The organism is Streptomyces sp. NPDC041124, assembly GCF_055592385.1.
The window spans coordinates 149,439-171,699 of sequence record NZ_JBVIYR010000010.1; the positions used below are offsets into that span (position 1 = coordinate 149,439).

Annotated in this window: 14 protein-coding genes; 8 read left to right on the plus strand and 6 right to left on the minus strand. The window is 69.9% G+C overall.

Annotation, left to right across the window (positions count from 1 at the left end; all coding sequences use genetic code 11):
- Nucleotide 1: 1 nt before the first annotated feature.
- From ACZ6A9_RS25825 to ACZ6A9_RS25840, 4 genes are all read right to left on the minus strand, one after another.
- On the minus strand, nt 2-994 hold the full coding sequence (locus ACZ6A9_RS25825; protein WP_468989604.1) for a hypothetical protein: 993 nt from the start codon (nt 992-994) through the stop codon (nt 2-4).
- Complete coding sequence (locus tag ACZ6A9_RS25830; RefSeq protein WP_468989607.1) at nt 991-3,051, minus strand: hypothetical protein; 2,061 nt, start codon at nt 3,049-3,051, stop codon at nt 991-993. The genes ACZ6A9_RS25825 and ACZ6A9_RS25830 overlap by 4 nt, the downstream gene beginning before the upstream one ends.
- Before the next feature lie 907 nt (nt 3,052-3,958).
- Nucleotides 3,959-4,756, minus strand: a complete 798-nt coding sequence (locus ACZ6A9_RS25835) for a hypothetical protein (protein WP_468989609.1) — start codon at nt 4,754-4,756, stop codon at nt 3,959-3,961.
- A 267-nt stretch (nt 4,757-5,023) separates the two neighbouring features.
- On the minus strand, nt 5,024-6,256 hold the full coding sequence (locus ACZ6A9_RS25840) for a DNA sulfur modification protein DndB (RefSeq protein WP_468989612.1): 1,233 nt from the start codon (nt 6,254-6,256) through the stop codon (nt 5,024-5,026).
- 326 nt (nt 6,257-6,582) lie between these two features.
- On the opposite strand from ACZ6A9_RS25840, the gene ACZ6A9_RS25845 reads away from it, so the two are divergent.
- The 4 genes from ACZ6A9_RS25845 to ACZ6A9_RS25860 all read left to right on the plus strand — a co-directional run bounded on the left by ACZ6A9_RS25845 (nt 6,583) and on the right by ACZ6A9_RS25860 (nt 15,248).
- On the plus strand, nt 6,583-8,688 hold the full coding sequence (locus ACZ6A9_RS25845; RefSeq protein ID WP_468989615.1) for an N-6 DNA methylase: 2,106 nt from the start codon (nt 6,583-6,585) through the stop codon (nt 8,686-8,688).
- 106 nt (nt 8,689-8,794) lie between these two features.
- On the plus strand, nt 8,795-10,786 hold the full coding sequence (locus ACZ6A9_RS25850) for a type I restriction-modification system subunit M (protein WP_468989618.1): 1,992 nt from the start codon (nt 8,795-8,797) through the stop codon (nt 10,784-10,786).
- Nucleotides 10,783-12,069: a restriction endonuclease subunit S gene (locus tag ACZ6A9_RS25855; protein WP_468989621.1), complete on the plus strand. Its 1,287-nt coding sequence runs from the start codon at nt 10,783-10,785 to the stop codon at nt 12,067-12,069. Before ACZ6A9_RS25850 ends, ACZ6A9_RS25855 begins: the two co-directional genes overlap by 4 nt.
- Nucleotides 12,066-15,248 carry a type I restriction endonuclease subunit R gene (locus tag ACZ6A9_RS25860; protein ID WP_468989623.1) on the plus strand — a complete coding sequence of 1,061 codons (3,183 nt, stop codon included), beginning with the start codon at nt 12,066-12,068 and terminating at the stop codon, nt 15,246-15,248. The genes ACZ6A9_RS25855 and ACZ6A9_RS25860 overlap by 4 nt, the downstream gene beginning before the upstream one ends.
- A gap of 55 nt (nt 15,249-15,303) precedes the next feature.
- Here ACZ6A9_RS25860 and ACZ6A9_RS25865 read toward each other — a convergent pair whose 3' ends face one another.
- Together ACZ6A9_RS25865 and ACZ6A9_RS25870 are read right to left on the minus strand one after the other, a co-directional pair.
- Nucleotides 15,304-15,510, minus strand: coding sequence for a DUF397 domain-containing protein (locus ACZ6A9_RS25865; protein ID WP_468989625.1), 207 nt, complete (start codon nt 15,508-15,510; stop codon nt 15,304-15,306).
- Nucleotides 15,507-16,376 carry a helix-turn-helix domain-containing protein gene (locus ACZ6A9_RS25870; RefSeq protein WP_468989627.1) on the minus strand — a complete coding sequence of 290 codons (870 nt, stop codon included), beginning with the start codon at nt 16,374-16,376 and terminating at the stop codon, nt 15,507-15,509. The genes ACZ6A9_RS25865 and ACZ6A9_RS25870 overlap by 4 nt, the downstream gene beginning before the upstream one ends.
- Before the next feature lie 103 nt (nt 16,377-16,479).
- Here ACZ6A9_RS25870 and ACZ6A9_RS25875 point away from each other — a divergent pair, with 103 nt between their 5' ends.
- The 4 genes from ACZ6A9_RS25875 (at nt 16,480) to ACZ6A9_RS25890 (ending at nt 22,253) form a co-directional block, all read left to right on the plus strand.
- Entirely contained in the window at nt 16,480-16,959 is a 480-nt protein-coding gene (locus ACZ6A9_RS25875) for an ATP-binding protein (RefSeq protein WP_468989630.1), read from the plus strand.
- Between the two features lie 101 nt (nt 16,960-17,060).
- Nucleotides 17,061-18,653 carry a serine/threonine-protein kinase gene (locus ACZ6A9_RS25880; protein ID WP_468989633.1) on the plus strand — a complete coding sequence of 531 codons (1,593 nt, stop codon included), beginning with the start codon at nt 17,061-17,063 and terminating at the stop codon, nt 18,651-18,653.
- Nucleotides 18,654-18,831: 178 nt separating this feature from the next.
- Nucleotides 18,832-19,875, plus strand: coding sequence for a hypothetical protein (locus ACZ6A9_RS25885; protein ID WP_468989636.1), 1,044 nt, complete (start codon nt 18,832-18,834; stop codon nt 19,873-19,875).
- A gap of 236 nt (nt 19,876-20,111) precedes the next feature.
- On the plus strand, nt 20,112-22,253 hold the full coding sequence (locus tag ACZ6A9_RS25890; RefSeq protein ID WP_468989639.1) for a UvrD-helicase domain-containing protein: 2,142 nt from the start codon (nt 20,112-20,114) through the stop codon (nt 22,251-22,253).
- The last annotated feature ends 8 nt before the right edge of the window (nt 22,254-22,261 follow it).

Genomic DNA, 22,261 nt, shown 5'->3' on the forward strand with positions numbered 1-22,261 from the left:
CTCACTCGGTCCTCCCACCGACGGCCGCCACCGGTCGCGGCATGGTCTCCAGGTTCTGCTGAAGCGAGGCCGCTATCGCCTCGGCGAGCGCCCGCGGCACGTTGTCGTACGCGCGGGTCTGCGCCTGTTTGCCCACCGGGGGCGGGAAGCCGCTGCACAGTACGGCGGCGCGCTCGTGCAGGGCGGGCAGGGGCGCGTACCGGTCGACGAAGAGCCGGCCGATGCCGGCCCGGCCCTCGCCGGATTCCGGCCGCCAGCGCATCGCGCCGGTGCGGTGGCGGGCGAGTTCCAGGTAGACGCCCGTCTCGCGTTCCACCGCGTGGAAGACGCCGTTGCGGCGGACGCGGGTCAGGCGTGTGTAGTCGGCTCCGCGCCACCGGTACAGGCCGTCCTCGTCGTCCCTCGCCACGGGGACGAACCGCTGGAGGCGCAGCTCGTACTTCTCCAGTGTGTCGGCGGTGCTGCCGCCGGGCGGCGCGGACTCGGGGCCCGGCGCTGCCTGCGGTAGCAGCTCCGCCAACTGCAGGGCGGCGCAGGGCACGTAGCGGACCCTGAGGAACTCGGCGGCTTCCCTCAGGGTCCGCGGGTCCTCGTACTGGAACAGGAGGGTGTCGGGCAGCGGGGCCTCACCGGGCTCCGGCCGGTGGGGGACGGTGATCAGTTCCATCCACTCCTGTGCCGCCTCCTCGACCCGAGCTTCGATCCGCGCGGTGCGCGCGCCGGTCAGCAGCGCGAGGCCGTCGGCGTGGGGCAGCCGGGTCAGCACCGGCGGGGCCACCGACCAGCGGTCGGCGCGCGGGTCCACGTCGATGAAGCCGAGGGCGGCGGCCTTGCGCATCCAGTCCCAGTCGGCGTACTCCTTCAGCTCCAGGCCCCATGCCCGGGCCTGGTCGCGGACACCGTCGCGCAGGGCGGACGCCCTGCCGCTGCGGCTCTCGCTCAGCCAGCGCAGGAGGATCCCGCCGAACTCGGTGCTGTTCGTCGTTCCCGTCATCGGTCCAGCTCCTTCGCCGCCTGTACGTACGCGGCCCACGAGGGTTCGACGGACGCCTGCTGGGCGTTGAGGACGGCGCGGGCCCAGGCCCGCGGGTTGCCGGTGCTCTTCGGTTTCGGCGTTCCGGGATTCACCGGGCGGCCCTTCCAGCGTCCGCTGCGACGCTCCAGGAGCCAGCCGCCGATGCCGTGGAAGCCGGCCTCGAAGCGGAGCGGGGCGGGGGTGTCGGGGAGGCGTTCGGTCCACCAGTCCGGTTGCTCCGGGGCCTGAAGCGTCCACAGCCGTCCGTCGGCCGCCGCGAACAGCACCTCGTCCGCGTCCCGGCGGCACAGCTCCATGACGGCCGCCAACTCCTGGGTGATGGCGCTCGTGCAGTCGGCGCCGGTGATGCCGGTCCGCAGGGTCCGCTCGTCGAGGAGGGAGGGCGACGGGGAGGCCTTACCGTCCACGACGGCGAAACCGCAGACCCTGGTCGTCTTCGGTTCGACGACGGCCTGGTCCAAGGTGGCGAAGCCGATCTCCACGCCTGCGTGACTCACCGTGTGGCGGCCGGGCTCCAGCCGGAGCACGGCCAGGGGGACGGGGCGGCCCGCGGCGATCGCCTTGCGGAGCTCGGGCCGCTCCTTCCCGTCGATCAGGAGGGCTCCCGTGCCCTCCGCGGCGTCCGGGAGGACCACTTGGGGCTCGCCTCCCCGGAGGTACAGGTGGGGATCGAGTGAGGGCGCGAGCTTCAGTCCGCCTTCGAGGCGGAGCTTGAACTGGGCCGGGGGCTGCAGGAGACCGACCGCGCCCTGGACCTCCTTCAGCGCCCGGCGCAGGGTGACACCGTCGTCGAAGGTGACAGGCTTGTGCAGGGACCAGCCCTGCGGCACCCAGGGCAGTTTGCTCGTGTCGGCGCTCCGGCCGGTGGTCGCGGCCTTGTCCAGCAGCCGCTGAACGTCCCGCTGCGCGGTCGGAGCGGCGAGTACCACGTGCGCCTCTCCCGGGCGGAAGCCGTCGGTGGCGGCCCAGACCCCGAGCACGTCGTCCCGCGCGAGCACCAGGACGGAGGATGCGGGGCGGCTGAGCACCAGGCCGTCCCCGTCGCGGCGGATGCTCCGGGTGAGGGTGCCCGCACCCGGGGCGGGCAGGCCCGTCACCTCGTAGTAGGGGGTGTCGCCGAGCTGCTCGAGGACGACGCCGCCCTTCAGCTCGATGCGCTCCTTCCGCTCCGCGGACCGCAGGCGCGCCACCCAGCCGAGACGCCCCGCGTCCAGGCGCACCAGGAGTTCGGCGCGGGTGACACCGGTGGGCACCAGTTCGTCCGAACCGTCCCAGGAGGCGGCGTAGTTGCCGATCAGCTTGGCGAGGAAGGGGCGGAACTCCTCCTCCCGCAGGGTGTTGCGGAAGTTCTTGGAGAAGTGCCGCTCCATGCCCCGGATCTCGATCTGGGCGAGCAGCGTCTCTCCCGGCAGGGGCCAGGTCGTGCCGTGTTCCCGCAGCGACCGGAAGAGCTTCGGCAGGAAGGAGCGGTCCGCGCCGCTGAGGAGCGCCTGGGACTGGGCGAACCCGATCATGCTGCGGTTGGAAGGCAGGTCGGAGGGGGCGGGGAGGGTGCACAGGCCCCGCGCGCCCTTCTGGCTGTGCTGCCAGGAGGCCAGCACCTGCCACATGCGGGAGACCGGCTCGTAGTGGTGGCTGCCCAGTCGCTTCTCGTCGCCGGTCAGCAGCTCGGAGAAGCGGGCGTGGTAGGCGGTGGCCCGGTGGTTGTGGTCGTTCATCATCCGGGACGCGGCCATCACCGAGCAGGCGAGCAGCGGCAGGAAGGCGGGTACGCCGTCCTTGTCCTGCTGCCGCCGGCGCCAGCGGTAGTCCTCCAGTGCGCCGTACGGTTCCGCGGTCTCCAGCCGCAGGAACCTGCCCACGCACCGGGCGAGGGGCTCCTCGATGCCGTATCCGTGCCTGAGCTCCTGCTCGACGTCGTCGTCGACGTAGAACAGCGTCGGGTGGCCGGCGTGCTGCCGTCCGAAGAACTCCTCGGCCAGCACGTCCTGCCACACCTGGTAAGAATGATCCACCCTGTCCCCAAAAGAGAGGTTTCGATGCCCTGTTCGTGAAGTTCCCCGGCATGGAACGGTCTTCCGCGTCACCTCGGCCCGTCGCTGAGGACGGGCCGCTACCGAACGCCTCCTCGGGCGCAGCCCTCTACTGCCACTGCCCGGCGCAACCCGACGGCGCACCACTCACAAAGACGTCCCACCCATCCCCCACCGTTTCCACAAGCAGCCCTTGCAGTAATCGCACGACCACCCGAAAGGCGTGGCCAGAGCTTCACCGAGGGCGATACGTCCGCAGCAATCGCGACCCCCATCGCGATGACCCGGCCACATCGATCAATGCAATCTACAGCCGAAGATTATCCGCGCCGGCGACACGGACGGGATGGGGGGGCCGCCCATTGGACTGCCGTTCGGGCGGCGCTCTCCGGATACACGCGCCGCACCCACGCGACAGGCGTTGCCCGCGACCCCTCGGCGCTCGCCCCGGCGCGCGCCGTCCCACCCGCCCGACCAGATTGGACACACGACATCCCGGGCCCTCCCCTTCGAGGGGCAACCCCGTCTTCATACGCGGCTCCCCACGGAAGAACACGCTGCGCTTCTCGACCACCTTGATCTCCTCGAGGCTCCTCTTCGTCCCGACCGGAGTGGAGTCGCATTGAACATTGAATGGAGACTTCGGTGCGCAAGCGGTGTCCGGCGACGGCACAAAAACGTTCGGGTCTTTGACCTGATGACTCCTCAGCCGCTTCCCCACCTCCGCGCCTTCCAGGAATTCACTTATCCGGTAGGGAAGTTACTCACCGGACCTTATGCACACGGGTAGGGAAGCAGCCGAAGTCGCGCCACGGGGATGGGTCGTGAAAAGCGTCGACCGCTTTCACCGCAGAGCGTGTGACCGGGCGCGGCGGGGGCGCGGTCCGGGCTACTGCACCTGGCCGGTGAAGATGGCGGTGCGGTACCAGCCGGAGTCGGAGCTGTCGGCCGGCGTGATCTCGATCTGGGCGCTCCGGGCCGTCTTGGGGAACACGCAGGCCACTTTCCAGGTCTGCGACTTGCCCGGCAGCAGGTGCGTGTCCGGAGCGCCGTCGAAGCCCGCGTCCGTGTCGAAGATCTCGTCGGCGCCGTCCGGACAGGACAGGCTGACCAGGGCCAGGTCGATCGTGGCCTTGGAGCCGTTCTGCAGGGTGACGGAGAAGGCCAAGTAGGGCTCGCCGGACGGGCTGGCGTACTCCCCGGAAGTACCCCGGCTGAAGCCGTTCAGGTTCGCCTTGACGCCGTTGTTCCAGGTGGCGTTCTTGTCCAGCGCGACGACGATGGTGTCGCTCTCGGAGTCGTCCTGGGTGTCCCCAGTGTCCTGCGCGTCCTCGGCGCTCCGGACGTCCTGCGAGGCGCTGACGGTGGCCGCCGGCGGCGCGGTGTCGGTCTGGGTGCCGCCGGTGGCGGAGCAGGCGGACAGGGAACAGCCCACGGCTGCCGCGGCCACGGCGAGGACGGCCCTGCGCGGGCGGGCCAGGGGCGCCGCGATCAGCGCGCGGAACGTCGAGGCGCCGCGGGTGAGCCGCGCTCCGCACCACGACGGCTGCCGCCCGGCCGACGGCTGCGCGGCAGCGGGGGGCGTCTGCGACGTCATCTCCGGCGTACCCGTGGAGGCGGCTGAGACGGCGCGCGGGGACGAAGGGGAGGGAGAGGAGGGCGTGCCGGAGAGGTGTGAGTAGCTCATGGGGCCATTCCTTGTACGGAGGGGAGGGGAAGGGGACTGACGGGTGGCGGAAAGAGGGGGCGCGCGTGCCGGCGGAAGCGGAGCCGCACCGCCGCGCCTGGGCTGGACCGACCGGACAGGGTCGGCTCCGGGCGCGGCATAGCACCCTGGTCGCCACGCACACCGGGTGCGGGAGCCGTGGGCCGTGCCCGCGGCTAGGGCCTCGTCCGGGGAGGAGCGTTCGGCTGGGAAGGTCTCGGCGTCAGCAGATCCGCGCCGCAGGCCTGTTCAGTTCCGCATCCCTCGGATCTTCCGGCCCGGCTCGCTGTGCGGGTCGAGGAGCGCGCCCGCGACGCGGCCGGCGGAGTCCTTCACACCGCCGCTGAAGTTGAGACGCCCGGTGGCGCCCACGCTGGCGCAGACGCCGTCCCAGTAGACGGGCTCGCGCTCCCAGCGGACGTCGGCGAGCAGGCGCTCCACGGTGTCGTAGCTCATCGCGTCGTGAGGGGCGCACCACGGGGTCGCGCGGTGCAGCAGGACACCCAGGCCCGCCATCACGGCCGGGGCCGTGATCGCGCTGCGTCGGGCGAAGTCCGGAAAACGGTCCTCGATGAGCCGGGACACGAGACGGACGACCACCGTCGTCACCTCATCGGCGTCGGTGTGGGAAGGCAGGTCACCCTCGTTGACGTTGGCCGCCGAATACTGCACACCCTTGGCACCGAAGACGGTGGTGACAATCAGCGCCCGCAGCGCGGACAGCGTCACCACCTCCTTGTCGGTCTTGGTGAGCTGCCGCTTGCCCGTGTTGACCAGCTTGGCGAACGGCATCCGCTGCCCGTCGGACTCGACCTCGAGCTTCTCGCCGACCGTGTAGGCGAGGCGGGTGGCCAGGTCGCGCTGGTCCATGGACATGGCCAGGTTCTTGGCGACGTCGACGCCCTTGACGTTGCGGTCGTAGAAGATCTGGCGGGCGTCGGCCGGGGAGATGCCGAGGTAGAGCTCGAAGGGGATGCGCACCCGTCGGCCGAGTTCGGTGTAGGTGAGGCCGAAGGACTCCGGGTCCCGGTAGATGTCGTGCCAGGCAGTGGTCTGGGTCTCACCGTCGATGGCGATCACCATGGCGTCCGGGGCGACGGTAAGGGTCCGCAGACCGGACCCGGCGACCAGTTCGTCGCTCATCGCGGCGACCTCGCCCGCGTGCCAGAGGGTGATCGGCGGCGTGGACCACGCGGAGCCGTGCTTGCCGAGGACGCCGGCGGCGATGTACTCAGCGTAGTCCGGGATGTTCTTGCCCTTCTGGGACTTCAGCGTCCGCTGCACGGTGGCGCGCAGTTCGGCGCGGCGCCGGTCGTGTCCGGACGCGGTCTTCAGGGCGCGCGGGTCCTCCTCCTGACGCGGCGACGGCACGAGCCGCACCAGGGTCGCGAGGGACATGGTGCCGATGACCGCGTCCTCGCGGAACGGCATGACGGTGAGCGGGATTCCTTCCGGCGTGCCGGTCGGCATGGTCAGACGCATGGGTCCCCCCTGGGTTGGTCGATAAGCCGTCGCCCCGCCTCGAACCCCTCGTGGCCCCCACCACCCGCCGGACGGCGCGGGACGGGCAGATGAGGGCTGTGACTGCTCCGAGTGTTCGGAGCGCGTTGAGGCATGGCTGTGGCCATGGAACTGTCGCCCCACGCCGTAGACTGCTGCCTACCGGCGGAAGCAGAACCATGTAAGCACAGCCGCGAAAGCACTGTCCAACAGCTTGCGCGAGTTGACGCGTGCTGTATGGTGTGACCACGCCGACCATCAGAGCCAGGACCTCACTCATGCCGCAGCCCTCTGCACCATCAGCCCAGGTGACAGCCGCCGAGATCTCCCGCATCGCGGGCGTCACGCGCGCCACCGTCAGCAACTGGCGCCGCCGGCACGAGGACTTCCCCGTCCCTGCGGGCGGCACGGACAGCAGTCCGCTCTACGACTTGGAGGAGGTCCGCGCCTGGCTCGCCTCGCGCGGACAGCACACGGCGGCCACACCCAGCGGGGAGCTGCGCACGACCCTGCGTCTGCGAGAACAGGGGGGTGCGGGTGTGTCCGACCTGCTCGTACTGGTCCTCGCAGCGGCCCGCCGTCCCGCCGACGACCTCGCCGGTCTGCTCGCACTGCCCGACGACGACCTGGTGAAGCAGGCGAACGACGCGGCAGCCGGGGTGGCGGACGTGGTGCCGGACACCGAGCCCGTCCGGTTCACCGCCGCCGACACCACCGTCCTGCGCGCCCTGCTGCTCTGCATCCGTGACGAGGGCGCGCAGACGACGCTGGGTGTCCTGGCGGAGCGGGAGCTGGAGGACAGCGCCGCGAGCGGCGCGTACCGCACGCCGGCCCCGCTCGCCGACCTGCTGGCCCGTCTGGTCCCGGGCTCCCCGGCCCACGTCCTCGACCCCGCCTGCGGCAGCGGCACTCTGCTGACGGCCGCCGCCGCGCTTGGCGCACGCAAGCTGTACGGGCAGGACAGCCTGCCTGTCCAGGCACGGCGTGCCGCGGTAGACCTGCTCCTGACGGCCGGGGAGGGCGCGGGCGTGACCGTGCGCACGGGCGACAGCCTGCGCGCCGACGCCTTCCCCGACCTCACCGTCGACGCCGTGCTGTGCAACCCGCCCTACGGCGACCGGGACTGGGGTCACGACGACCTGGCCTACGACTCCCGCTGGGCGTACGGATTCCCACCCCGGGCCGAGTCCGAACTGGCATGGGTGCAGCACGCTTTGGCGCACCTCGAACCGGGCGGCCACGCCGTGCTGCTCCTCCCGCCGGCGACGGCGTCCCGTTCCTCCGGCCGCCGCATCCGCGCCGAGCTGATCCGCAGCGGCGCACTGCGCGCGGTGGCGGCCCTGCCGCCGGGAGCGGCGATCCCGCTCCACATCGGCCTCCAGGTGTGGATACTGCAACGCCCGGAGCCGACGCGGCCGGCGTACCAGACGGTCCTCTTCGTCGACACCGTCGACGAGCCGTCGGCGCCGGGGCGCGGCGGTACCCGTTCGGGTTCGGTGGACTGGGCGCGGGTGACGGAGCAGATTCTCTCCGCGTGGACGGCGTACGCCGAGGACCCGGACGGGTTCGAGGCGCAGGCCGGTGTGGCGCGGGCAGTGAGCGTGGTCGACCTGCTTGACGAGGTGGTCGACGTGACGCCCGCGCGTCAGGTCCGGGCCTCTCAGGCCGACATCGACCCGCAGGAACTGGCCCGCGAGGCCACGTCGGCCCGCGAAGGACTGGCGGCGGCGGTGCGGACGGTGGCCGAACTGGCCGACACGGCGGCGTGGGCCGCGGCGGGGGCTTCGGCCCGCGACTGGCGCACGGCCACGGTGTCGGACCTGGCCCGAGGCGGGGCGCTGAAGGTGCTGCGCGCGGTTCCGGTCTCGCCGCGGGCAGCGGGCGCCGAGGCGGGGCACACGGAGGCGGGAGCCGACGGCATGGACCGTCGCCCGGTCCTGACAGGCCGTGACATTGCCGGCGGATCCGGACCGACCGGGCAGGCGTTGGACGTGCAGGCCGAGCAGATGCCGGAGATCGCCAAGGGCGACGTTCTGGTCCGCAACCTGGTCGGCGGCACGGGTCCTGCGGCCCGGGTCGCGGGCGAGGCGGAGGCAGGCGCCCTGCTGGGGGCGGGCGTGCACCTGTTCCGCCCGGACCCGGCGCGCCTCGACCCCTGGTTCCTCCTCGGTTTCCTCAGCTCCGAGGCCAACCTGGCCGGCGCCTCGACCGGCAGTTCCACACTCCACCTCACGCCGGGCCGACTGCGCGTACCGTTGCTGCCCCTGGAGGAGCAGCGCCGGTACGGCGAGGCCTTCCGGCATGTGGAAGCGTTGCGTGAACAGGCGCGGCGCACGAGGGACTTGGCCGAGGAGACGGCACAGCTCGTGAGCGGGGGGCTCACGGGCGGGCAACTGGTGCCGCGGCCGGCCTAGGCTCCGGCACCACCCCCACACCAGATGCGGACGGACGAGGACACACCATCCCTCCCCCGCACGCACAGTCATCCGTATGAGCCCCGGAAGGGAAACGGAAGAAGTCTTGAACAGCAGCAAGCACACGGAGTTGGCGAACCACGCGTGGTCCGTCGCCGACCTCCTGCGGGGGGACTACAAGCAGTCCGACTACGGCAAGGTCATCCTGCCGTTCACGGTGCTGCGGCGACTGGAGTGCGTGCTGGAACCGACCCGCGAGAAGGTCGCCGAGATCGCGGAGCAGTACAAGGACGGCGACATCGACCCGGACCGCTTCCTGCGCCGGGCCTCGGGCCACTCCTTCTACAACCGGTCCAGCCTGACCCTGAAGAAGATCGCGGCGGACCCGCAGAACGCGGCGAAGAATTTGGCGGTGTACGTCGGCGCGTTCTCCGACAACGCCCGCGGTGTCCTCGACCGCTTCGAGTTCGCCCAGCAGATCAAGCGGCTGGACAGCGCGGGGCTGCTCTACCAGGTCATCGGCAAGTTCACCGACCTGGACCTGCGTCCCGAGGTCGTGCCCAATCACAACATGGGCTACATCTTCGAGGAGCTGATCCGCCGCTTCGCGGAGCAGTCCAACGAGACGGCCGGTGAGCACTTCACCCCGCGTGAGGTCATCCAGCTCATGGTGCGGCTGCTCGTCGCCCCGGACGGCGACGCGCTCCAGCTTCCGGGCGCGGTGCGCACGGTCCTCGACCCGGCCTGCGGCACGGGCGGCATGCTCTCCGCGATGGACGACCTGATCACGGAGCTGAACCCGGACGCCACGGTGGAGGTGTTCGGCCAGGAGCTCAACCCCGAGTCGTGGGCGATCTGCCGGTCCGACCTCATGATCAAGGGCCAGGACCCGGAGAACATCCGCTTCGGCAACTCGTTCTCGGATGACGGCCACGCCCGCAAGACCTTCGACTACATGCTGGCGAATCCGCCGTTTGGCGTGGAGTGGAAGAAGGTCAAGGACGAGGTCGAGCGCGAACACAGGGAACTCGGCGAGGCTGGCCGCTTCGGCGCGGGCCTGCCGCGCATCAACGACGGTTCGCTGCTGTTCCTCCAGCACATGATCGACAAGATGAAGCCGGTCGACGTGGACGGCGGGGGCGGCTCACGCCTGGCGATCGTCTTCAACGGCTCGCCGCTGTTCACGGGTGCGGCCGGCTCGGGCGAGTCGGAGATCCGCCGCTGGATCCTGGAGAACGACTGGCTGGAGGGCATCGTCGCCCTGCCGGACCAGCTCTTCTACAACACCGGCATCTCCACGTACTTCTGGATCCTGACGAACAGGAAGAGCCCGGACCACAAGGGCAAGGTCGTGCTGTTGGACGCCCGCGACCAGTGGCAGAAGATGCGGAAGTCTCTCGGCGACAAGCGCAAGCAGCTGGGCAAGGAGCACATCGCCACGGTGGTCAAGCTGTACGGCGAGGCGCTGGCGGTGGCGGGCGACGCCGAGCACCCGCTGCATGGGAAGGTGAAGGTCTTCCGGAACGAGGACTTCGGGTATCAGCGGATCACCGTCGAACGCCCGCTGAAACTGCGGTTCGAGGTGACGGAGGAGACCCTGGCGGCGCTGGAGGCGTCCAAGGCCATCCAGAAGCTGCCACAGGCCTCGGTCCTGGCGGACGCCTTCAAGTCCCTGATGGGGACGAGTTGGGGCACGAAGCAGGAGGCCTGGCTCGCGTTGAAGGACGCGGTGGTGCAGGCCGGCGGGACGTGGCCGACGGGGGCGCCGTTCAACAAGGCGCTGCGGGAGGTCGTCGGGGTACGGGACCCGGAAGGCGAAGTCCAGCGCGTCAAGGGGCAGCCCGAGCCGGACGTAGAGCTGCGGGACTACGAGAACGTCCCGCTGGGTGAGGACGTCGAGGAGTACCTGGAGCGGGAGGTCCACCCGCACGTGCCGGACGCGTGGATCGACCACAGCAAGACGAAGATCGGGTATGAGATTCCGTTCACGCGGCACTTCTACGTGTACGAGCCGCCGCGGCCGTTGATCGAAATTGACGCGGAACTTAAGACACTGGAGGCAGAGATTCAGCGCCTGCTGGGGGAGGTCACGGAATGAGTCTCGCATGGGATGTACGCTCTGTAGCAGAATCGAAGACACTTCCGGATGACTGGAAAGTCCGTCGTATCGGCGATCTCGTCTGCCTGACTAACGGGTACCCGTTCCCCTCGGAGAGCTTTGGCCCGAACGGTGATATCCCACTCGTTCGCATTAGGGATCTCGCCGAAAAGGACTTCGAGACCTACGTGACCGGCGATATTCCCCCGTCCGCGCTCCTCAGGGACGGAGACGTTGTCATCGGTATGGACGGCGACTTTAATCTGGTCGTATGGGACCGCGGTGTGGCAGCTCTCAATCAGCGACTCTGCCTGCTTCGCCAACGGACCCAAGTGGACATGCGCTTCGTCGCCTACGCGCTGCCGGCCTCACTGCGAATCATCAACGATCTAACCTTCGCCACCACCGTCAAACATCTTTCATCGACCGATGTCCTAAACGAACGCATCATGCTTCCGCCGTTTGAAGAACAACGCCGGATTGCCGACTTCCTCGACGCCGAGACCAAGCGTATCGACACGCTCGTCGCTGCGAAGGAGCAAGCCTCGTCTCTCATCGACGAGCGTCGCATTGCTTTGATCAGCCAGCACTGCCTTCGAGGAACAAACGCACAGACCGCTTTCAAGGACAGCGGAATCGGCCCCCTCGGCTCGATCCCGTCCCACTGGGCGATCAAGCGGAACAAGACTTTCATGCGCGAGGTCAACGACCCCTCACAGCACGGCGGTGAGGAACTCCTGACGGTTTCTCATCTCACAGGTGTCACGCCACGACGTGAGAAGACCGTGTACATGTTTCAGGCCGAGTCGCTGGTCGGATACAAGAAGTGCCAGCCAGGAGACCTCATCATCAACACGCTCTGGGCCTGGATGGGGGCGCTTGGAGTGTCCCGACACGAGGGCATCGTCAGCCCGGCATACGGTGTCTACCGCTTCACGTCGCAGGACACGCTGCCCGAGTATTTCGACCTGCTCTTCAGGACTCCCGAGTACGTCACGGAGATGACCCGTTACTCCAAGGGAGTTTGGACCTCACGCCTCCGTTTGTACCCGGAATCGTTCCTGGCCCTGAGTACCCCTGTTCCCCCTCTGGACGAGCAGGAAGCCATCGTGACCGCCGTACAACGGGAGATCGGCCCGGGTCGAAAGCTTCAGGACGCGATCCGACGCTCCAACAGCCTGCTGGCTGAACGACGCTCCGCCCTCATCACCGCCGCCGTAACCGGCCAGTTCGACGTCTCCACCGCCAGCGGCCGCAACGTAACCGAAGGAGTCTCCGCATGAGCCCCGCGCACGACGAGTCCTCCTTCGGTTCCGCCATCGTCGCCGCCCTCTGTGAACGAGGCTGGCGCGAGGCGAACCCCGAGGACTACCAGCCCGACCTCGGCCTGGACACCAATGAGCTGTTCACCTTCATCGGCGCGACCCAGCCCGACGAGTGGGACGAGCTCCTCACCGTCTACGGCGGCAACCCCAACGAGGCGCAGCGCGGTTTCGCGCAGCGTCTCGACCGGGCCATCGCCGACGACGGGCTGCTCCACGTCCTCCGTAACGGCGTGAAGGACCGCGGGGTCCGGCTCCGCGTCGCCTACTTCAAGCCCAACCTCATCTCCGACGCCTCCGTCCTCGACGGCTACCGCGCCAACCGCCTCACCGTCGTCCGCGAGCTCCCTTACGCCACCAAGCAGGCCGACTGGGGCCACCGCCTCGACCTGACCCTGTTTCTCAACGGCATCCCCGTCGCCACCGCCGAGCTGAAGAACCCGCTCACCGGTCAGGGCGTCGAGCAGGCCAAGGAGCAGTACCGGACCGACCGCGACCCGACCGAACTGATCTTCACGCGCCGCGTCATCGCCAACTTCGCCGTCGACCCGGACCTGGTCTTCGTCACCACGCAACTGCGCGGCAAGAGCACCCGCTTCCTGCCGTTCAACACCGGCTCCAACGGCGCCGGCCAGCCCGGCGGGGCCGGCAACCCGGCACCCACCGCCCACGGCAAGTACGCCACGTCCTACCTCTGGGAAGAGGTCTGGCAGCGGGACAACTGGCTCGACCTCCTCCAGCGTTTCGTGCACCAGCAGAAGCACAAGACCCCCGGCGGCGGCACCACCAAGACGACGATCTTCCCCCGCTTCCACCAGTGGGACGTGGTCCGCAAGCTCACCGCGCACGCGTCCGTGCACGGCGCCGGCCAGAACTACCTGGTCATGGCCTCCGCCGGCTCCGGCAAGTCGAACACCATCGGCTGGCTGGCCCACCGCCTCAGCGACCTGCACGCCCGCCAGGACCCCGCCGTCCTGCGGCCCGACGCCCTCGCCGACGGCCGCATCAAGCCGGGCGAACCCGTCTTCGACAAGGTCATCGTCATCACCGACCGCCGCGCGCTGGACGCCCAGCTCTCGGCGACCGTCGGCAGCTTCTCGCAGACCGACGGCCTGGTCGTGAAGGTCGACGAGAAGCACGGGGCGAAGAGCGAGCAGCTCGCCCGCGCGCTCTCCAGGGACACCGGGAAGATCGTCACGGTCACCCTGCACTCGTTCCCGGCGCTGCTCGACTACATCAAGCGCAACCCGACCGAGATCAAGGGCACCCGCTTCGCGATCATCGTGGACGAGGCGCACTCCTCCCAGTCCGGTGACGCCGCCACCGCCGTGAAGTCCGCCCTGCGCGACCTCGGCCTGGACGCCGACTCGGACGACGAGGGCGCGACCACGGTCACCGTGGACGACAAGCTGAAGGCGAAGGCGGTCGAGCGCTCCCGGGCCGCCAACCTCTCCTACTTCGCCTTCACCGCGACCCCCAAGTCCAAGACGCTCGAACTCTTCGGCACGGAAGCCGTGGAGAACGGCGAGACGGTCTACCGCCCCTTCCACACCTACTCCATGCGCCAGGCCATCGAGGAGGGCTTCATCCTCGACCCCCTGCGCAACTACGTCACCTACAACACCTACTGGAAGCTGGCGAACCTCAACCGCGACGAGAAGGAGGTCGACCCCTCCAAGGCGAACAGCCTGCTCGCCCGGTTCGCGCTCATGCACGAGCACACGGTGTCCCAGCACGCGCAGGTGATCGTGGAGCACTTCGTCGCCCACACCCGCGGCCGGCTCGGCGGGCGGGCCAAGGCCATGGTTGTCACGGCGTCCCGCCAGTCCGCCGTGGAGATGGCCCGCGCCATCAAGAGCTACATCGCCGACCGCGCGTACGACACGAAGTACCCGGACCTCGGCGTCCTGGTCGCCTTCTCCGGCTCCCTCACCCTCGACGGCGAGGAGACCACCGAGAGCAAGGAGAACGGCGGTCTGCCGGAGAGCGCGCTGCCCAAGGCGTTCGCCTACACCCGCGCCGACGACAAGGCCGCGCAGGCCGGCGGCAAGGGGCAGCAGGAGTACCGGATCCTGGTCGTCGCCGAGAAGTACCAGACCGGCTTCGACCAGCCGCTCCTCACGACGATGTACGTCAACAAGACGCTGACCGGCATCGCCGCCGTGCAGACGCTCTCGCGCCTCAACCGCACCGCCGACCGCAAGTCGCAGGCCGACCTGGCCGTCCTGGACTTCGTCAACGAGGCCGAGGACATCCAGGACGCCTTCCGCCCGTACTTCGAGGAGGCGCTCACCCTGCCCTCCGACCCGAACCTCCTCTACACGGCCCAGAGCCGCGTCATGTCCGCGCCGATCATCTCGGAGCAGGACATGGACCAGTTCGTCGCCGCGTACTTCGAGGCGCAGGAGAAGGCCGGCGGCTCCCAGGCCAAGTGGGAGAAGCTGCACGCCGAGCTGTACCGGCTCCTCTCCCCCGCCGTCACCCGCTTCAGCACCCTCCTGGAGAGCGAGGAGGAGGACGACGTCGAGACGGCCGAGGGGTTCCGGGCTCACCTCAACGACTACGTCCGCAAGTACGGCTTCCTCGCGCAGATCGTCCCGTACCAGGACGCCGACCTGGAGCGTCTGTACCTGTACGGGCGTTACCTGCTCAACCGGCTGCCTCGCCTCGCGGACGGTGGCGTCGACATAGGGGAGGTCGATCTCAGCCACCTGCGCGTCGAGAAGACCGGCGAGCACGACAAGTCCCTCGTGTCCGAGGGTCCGGCCGAGCTCAAGGGGTTCGGTGACGGGGTCGGCGGCGGGAAGGACGCTGAGAAGTCGCTGCTGTCGGACCTGATCGAGAAGTTCAACGCGAAGTTCGGCACGGAGTTCACGGAGGAGGACGTCCTCCCGGCCTTCAACGCGACGAAGAAGGACCCGAAGGTTCGGGCGGCCGCCCTCGTCAACGACGAGGAGAACTTCGGCGTCGTCTTCGACAAGAAGTTCGAGGAGAACATGATGGACCATGTCTCCACGATCGACACGCTCGGCAAGCGGTACTTCGGGACGGACCGGGACTTCAAGTCCAACCTCGACCGCAGCGCCCGCCGCGCGGCCTGGCGGATGATCCGCCGGGAGGAAGGGCTGGACGACTTCTGACAGCTCCTGGGGCACCGGCACCCACCCGGTGCCGGTGCCCCAGGACGCGTCTGCCTCAGCCGCGCGCGGCCCTCTGCACGAACTCGGCCCACGCCTTCGGCCCGAGCGACAGGATGGGCCCGGCGGAGTGCTTGGAGTCCCGTACCAGCACAGCGTCAGCAACGGCAGCGACCTCGACGCATTCACCGCCGTTCCCCGTGCTGTAGCTGCTCTTGATCCATCCGACATCGCCTACAGACGGCTCGGTCCGCTGGGCGCTCATGTCTCTCCCATCAGTTGCACAATGAACGCTGCCGACTCGCTCGGGGTCAGCGCTTGTGACCGGAGAATGCCATAACGCGCTTCCAGCGTACGCACATACTTGCTGTCCGTATGGAGACGGCTGTGGTCCTGCACTTCGGCGTACGCGATCCGTTGATCGTCGTCGGTGTCGATCAGAGTGAAGGGACCGCCGAGTGCACCGTGGTCGGCACGTCCGATCGGCATGACTTGGATCTCTACGTTCCGGGACTGCCCCAATAGCAGGATGTGCTCCAAAGCCTCCCTTAGGACTTCCGCCCCACCGAGTGGTCTTCTGAGTACCGCTTCCTCGATAACAAAGCTCATCAAGGGGGCCGGCTGACGGCTGAAGATCTCCTGTCGTAGCAGGCGTGCTCCAAGTCGCTCCTCGATCACCTCGTCACTGAGGAGGGGGCGTTCCATGTGGAAGACAGCCCGGGCGTAGGACTCGGTTTGCAGCAAGCCAGGCACGGCGTAGACGGCATACACACTCAGCGCGGAGGCCTTTGCCTCAAGCCGGGCAGCATCCTGAAAGAAGACGGGATACCGCGCCCGCCCCACCTCCCCCTTCATGGCCATCAACACCCCGCCCGCGTCCAGCACCTCGTCCGCCTGATCGATGAACCGAGGCTGTGGCACTCGCCGTCCCTGCTCGTACGAGGCGATCGTGTCCGCCGAATACCCGACCCGCTTGCCGAGTTCGGTCCGCTCCATCCCCGCCCGAAGCCGCAGCAGCTTCAACTGCCGTCCGAACGCCCCGATGACCCCCCGCGCCGGTTCGTCCTCCGCCTGCCGCTGCTCCGGCACCTCACCCTCACCCGTCACCGCACACCCCACTTCCGCCGTCACGCGGTCGTACCGCCCTGTACACGGTGTGCGCCCGCGGGTACTCCCCACCGCGTCAGCGCGTCACCACTGGTCACGCTAGGCCACACCACGCCACCGTGAGTGCATGACCGCAACACAATCACCCGTCACGGTGCACCGGTTCACGATGCGCTTCAGCTCCACCCCGCGCGGCGCCCGCCTCGCCCGGCGCATGTGCGAACACTGCCTCGACGCCTGGGGCGTCCCGTACGACAGCGACGCGCACGACTCCGTCACGCTCGTGGCCGCGGAGCTGTGCGCCAACGCCGTGCGGCACGGGCACGTGGCGGGCCGGGACTTCCGCCTGTGTCTGACCGCCACCCCGGCCACCCGCACCGTACGGATCGAGGTCACCGACACCCGGGGCGAGAGCCTCCCCCGCCTCCCCGCCACAGCGACGGACGACGGCGAGGGCGGACGCGGTCTGCTGCTCGTCGAGGCCCTCGCCGACCGCTGGGGCTGCACACCGCGCCCGGACGGCCCGGGCAAGACGGTCTGGGCCGAATACACGGTGGACACACTGGACACGGTGGCGCGATCCGGCCCGTCCACCGCGCCCTCGTAGGACCCGGCTGGACGCAGTGATCCCTTTCCGGGGAAACTGGCCGCGACCGACGGGGCTCGGGAGAACGAGCGAGCGCCGGTGAGGACGCGGGGCGGGGACAGGTGCCGGACAGACCGATCGCGGGCCGCTACGAGCTGCTGGAGCGGCTCGGCAACGGCGGTATGGGGGACGTGTGGCGGGGGTACGACGCGGTGCTGGACCGGCCCGTCGCCGTGAAGCGCATCCGGCCGCAGGCCGTCGCCGCCACGCCGCAGCTGGCCGAGGAGCTGGAGCGGCGCTTCCGCCGCGAGGCGCGGATCACCGCCCGCATCCAGCACCCGGGTGTACCGCAGGTGTACGACGCGGTGCTCGACAGCGGCTACGAGCACCTGTTCCTCGTGATGGAACTGGTGGAGGGTGTCCCCCTCACCCGGTACGTACACGAGGAGCGGCCCCTGCTGGTCAGCTGGGCGGTGGCGGTGGCGGCGCAGGTCGCCACCGTGCTGTCGTACGCGCACGACGTACCGGTGGTGCACCGCGACCTCAAGCCGTCGAACATCCTGGTCGCACGCGACGGCACGGTGAAGGTCCTCGACTTCGGTGTCGCGGCGATGCTTCAGACCGACGTCACCCGGCTGACGGCCTCCGGCCGGCCGATCGGCACGCATCAGTACATGGCGCCCGAGCAGGTGCGCGGCACCCGGGTCACCCCGCGCACCGACCTCTACGCCCTCGGTTGTGTCCTCCACGAACTCCTTTGCGGCAGGGCACTGTTCAGTGCCCCCAGTGACTTCGAGCTGATGGACCGGCACGTCCGGGCGGCGCCCACCCCGCTGCGGCAGCTGCGGGCGGACGTGCCGGAGGAGCTGGAGGCGCTGGTGCTGCATCTGCTGCGCAAGACGCCGGAGAGCCGACCGGTGGACGTGCAGGAGGTGTACGAGCGGCTGATGCCGTTCCTGCCCGCGCCCGGTGAGTCCTCCGCCCTCGGGGAGGCAGGGCCGCCCGGTGCGCCGGACCCGACCGGGCTCTACCGCCGCCCCTACGCGCCCCGCGCCCGGGCCGAGAGCCGGCCCCGGGTCGCCCCGGGCTCGGCGGCTCCCGGCCAGGTCGCCGAGCATGTGGTGTCGCCTCCGGAACGGGAGTTGCTGCGGGCGCGGTTGCGGGAGGTCGACGAGCACTACATCGCCCTCATGGAGGAGGAGCGCTACACGCAGGCCGCCGAGGTCGCGGGCGAGATGATCGAGCCGCTGGCGCGCGCCCTTGGCGCGGAGAACAAGGCCGTCCTGCGGCTGCGGCGACGCCGTGCGTACAGCAGGCAGCTGGCCGGTGACCACCGGGCGGCCCTGCCCGAGTTCGAGACGCTCGCCGAGGCCTACGGCCGCATCAACGGGCCGACCGACGAGGCCGCCCGCGACTGCCGCGCCCAGGCCGCCCGCTGCCGCGGCGAACTCGGCCAGGTGACCGAGGCACTGGCGGAACTCCGAGCCGTCCTCGAGGTGGAACGGGCCGTCGAGAGCGACGTCAGCGACGCCGCCGTGGAGCTGCGCCGTGACATCGGCGTACTGCTGATCGGCCAGGGCAACACGCAGGAGGCCCGATCCTGTCTGGAGGCCTTGTACGAGGACGTCGTGCTTGTCCATGGCCCGCACCACGACGTGGCCGCCGAGGCCGCGGAGGTCCTGGCCATGCTCCGCCGGGAACTCGACGGCGGGTAACCGGGCCCCAGCCCCGCACCGGGAAGGCCGACCGGCGGAATCACTGCGGCGAACGCCGCCAGCAAGGCCTGCGCTTCCTCACTCCGGCCGAAGAGCTGCCGACCCGGGGAAGCCGTGTGGTGCCGGCCGACGTGGATCGGCGCGCCTGCTGTCAGAGGCTGCTGGCAGTATCACCGCCGTGAACGCCACCTTCACCACCCCGCCGCGGCCGGTCGACGTGACCGCGCTCTTCCCTCAACTGGTTCCGCTGGCACGCACGGCGACCCGACTGCACCCGCGCCCCGGGTCCCCGACCGTGCACGACAGTTCCGTCGGCGGACCGCTGCTGTGGCCCGCCGGCGAGCCGTGGCCGTACTGCGACGAGCCGCACGACAAGCACGTGGCGCGGACGGTCCACTCCCCGGACGACATCCGGCTCCTCCGCCGCGTCCGTGCCGCATCGGCCGAGCGGCTGCGCCTCGACCCCGAGGCACCCCAGCGGACCCCCGAGGAACAGGCGATCTGGGAGCGGATCGGGGCGGGCCGCCCGTGGTTCGACGGCCCGATCCCCCTCCTGCCCGTCGCCCAGCTCTATGCCCGCGACGTCCCCTTCCTCCGCCCGGCCGACGCGGACCTCCTCCAGGTCCTGTGGTGCCCCTTCGACCACGCGGAACGCCCTCACCCCAGGACCGCGCTCTTCTGGCGCTCCTCCGCCGCCGTCACCGACGTCCTCGACGCACCGCCCGAGCCGCCGGTCATCCAGGACGGCTCCTACCTCCCGGAGCCGTGCCTGTTCTCACCGGAGCAGGTCACCGACTTCCCCCACCCCGGGGAGCTGGACGAGGAGCTTCGGGCCCAGCTGGAGGACACGAGCCGCTGGGGGACGATCGACCCCGCGCAGTACGACATGGATGATCTGGGCGAGCTCTATCTGGGCGGCCTCTCCACCGCTCCCGGCTGGAAGACCGGCGGCTGGACCAGCTGGGGCGACATCGACCCCGTCGACCGCCCCTGCCCCGAGTGCGGCACCGAGGCGGTCCCGCTTCTCACCATCGCCTCCTCGGAATGGGACGGCATCGGCGCGTCCTGGATCGCCGAGGAGGAACCGTCGAGCTCGGCCCCGCCTCCCCTGGGCGCCCGAGACGGCAACTTCACCCTGATCGACATCGTCGGCGGCTACCACCTCCAGCTCCACGCCTGCCCGGCCGACCCCTCCCACCCCCACATCGAACTGGTCCAGTGAGCCCTCAGGGAATCCCTCCGCGATCACTTCTTCGCCGACCGGCGGATCGTCGGTCTCCCGGCGGGCGGCCTGGCCGGTGCCGTGGGGCAGGCCCGGCAACCGGTTGAGAGGGTTGGCCATCAGATGCCTCCGGGCAGCCGGGAACTCGGCGGTGAGTGACCGGCGAAACCTGGACGGCAGCCACTGAACGAACCTCCGCGGCCCACGGCCACGCAGAGGCGGCCTAAACTCCCGACATGCCGCATCTCGCCCTCGACAAGGCCTTCTGTCAGCAGTTGGAGAAGCTCGAGAAGCATGTCAGGAACGGCGTCTTCGACGCCTGGGAGAAGTTCGAACGGCTCACTCTCGACCAGCTCTTCAGGGACCCCGGCCTGAAGCTGGAATCCCTCAAGAGGGCCAGGGACCGGCAGATCCGGACCATCCGGATCACCCAGGGGTACCGCGGCGTGGTCCTCGCGCCCGAGACGGGCGACACCTTCGTGCTGCTCCGGGTCGGCCCGCACGACGAGGCCACCGAGTGGGCGGTGCGGCAGAAGGCGACCATCAACGCCGTCACCGGCGCCGTGGAGCTCCGCGAGATCGCCACCCTGGAGGAGCTGACCCCCACCTACGAACGCGTCGCGCCCGCCGAGGAGCAGCGGCTTTTCGCGAAGGTCTCCGACGGGGAGATGGCCGCGCTCGGCATCGACGCCACCACCCTCGCGCAGGCACGCGTGCTGACCAGCCTGGAACAGCTCGACGTCTTCGGGCGGTTCTTCCCGCCGGACCAGTACAAGGTGCTGGAGCACCTTGCCCTCGGCGCGGGCGTCGAACAGACGTGGCAGGAGGTCGTCGTGCCGGCGCTGGCCGACGCGGCCTCGCAGGAGCCCGTCGACACCACCGACTACGCGACCGCCATCGCCCACACCCGCACCCGGATCGCCGTCGTCACGGACGCCGACGAACTGCGCGACATCCTCGACAAGCCGTTCACCGCCTGGCGGATCTTCCTGCACCCCGCCCAGCACAAGGTCGCCTACCGCCCGTCGTACTCCGGCCCCGCGCAGGTGACCGGCGGGCCCGGCACCGGGAAGTCCGTCGTCGCCCTCCACCGGGTGCGGCACCTGCTGCGGCACCTGCGCGACGGCGACCGCATCCTCCTCACCACCTTCACCAATGCCCTCGTGGACGCCCTCACCGAAGGGCTCTGCCTGCTCGTCGACCACCCGGACCTGCGCGACCGGGTCGACGTCATGACCGTCGACGCCTTCGCCGGACGTGTGGTCAACACCTCGCGCCGACCGCTCACCGGGTACGAGGAGACTGCCCGGTGGGAGCAGGCCGCGGAGGCCACCGGCTTCACCGGCACCCCGCAGTTCCTCGCCCAGGAGTACAAGCACGTCGTCCTCGCCCAGGACATCCGCAGCCAGGAGGAGTACGAGCGCTGCGAGCGCCGGGGCCGCGGCAGCGCGCTGCCGTCCTCCGCCCGGCCGCTGGTGTGGCGGACCGTGGAGGAGTTCACCCGGCGGCTGGCCGAGGACGGGCTGCGCACCTACCTCGGCACCTGTGTGGAAGCGACCGACCTGCTGACCGGGCAGGGGCCGTGCTACCGGCACATCGTCGTCGACGAAGCCCAGGACCTCCACCCGGCCCAGTGGCGGATGCTGCGCGCGGCCGCCCCGCGGCGCCCCGACGACCTGTTCGTCGCGGGCGACCCGCACCAGCGGATCTACGACAACCGAGTGTCGCTGAAGTCCCTCGGCATCAACGTCGCCGGCCGCTCGACCAAGCTGCGCAAGAACTACCGCTCCACCCAGGAGATCCTGAGCTGGGCGACGGGACTCCTGCTCGGCCGCCCCTACGCCGAACTGGCCGACAGCGGACGGCACGACACCCTGATCGGGTACAGCTCGTCCCTGCACGGATCCGGTCCGCGCGTCCACGAGGCGGAGACGGAGGATGCCGAACTCGACGCCCTGATCGAGCAGGTGCGCGCGTGGGTGGACAACGGAGCCGCGTACGGGGAGATCGGGATCTGCGCGCGGTTCAACAAGACCTGCGAGAAGGCCAAGGACCGCCTGATCGCGGCCGGGGTCCCCGCCAGCCGAGTCCGCGCGGGAGCCGCCCGCACCGACGACGCGGTCAACGTGGGCACCATGCACACCTTCAAAGGGCTCGAGTACCGCTACACCGCCGTCGTCGGCGTCGACGACCGCGCTCTGCCGAACCCTTCGGCCATCACCCCGGAGGAAGTCGACCGGCTCCAGCATGAGGCCGACCTCGCCGCAGAACGTTGCCTGCTGTTCGTCGCCTGCACCCGGGCCCGGGACGGCCTGTACGTCTCGTGGACCGGGCAGCCGAGCCCGTTCCTGGTGGAGGCCGGTTGCGGGGCGGGGTAGTCGGCACG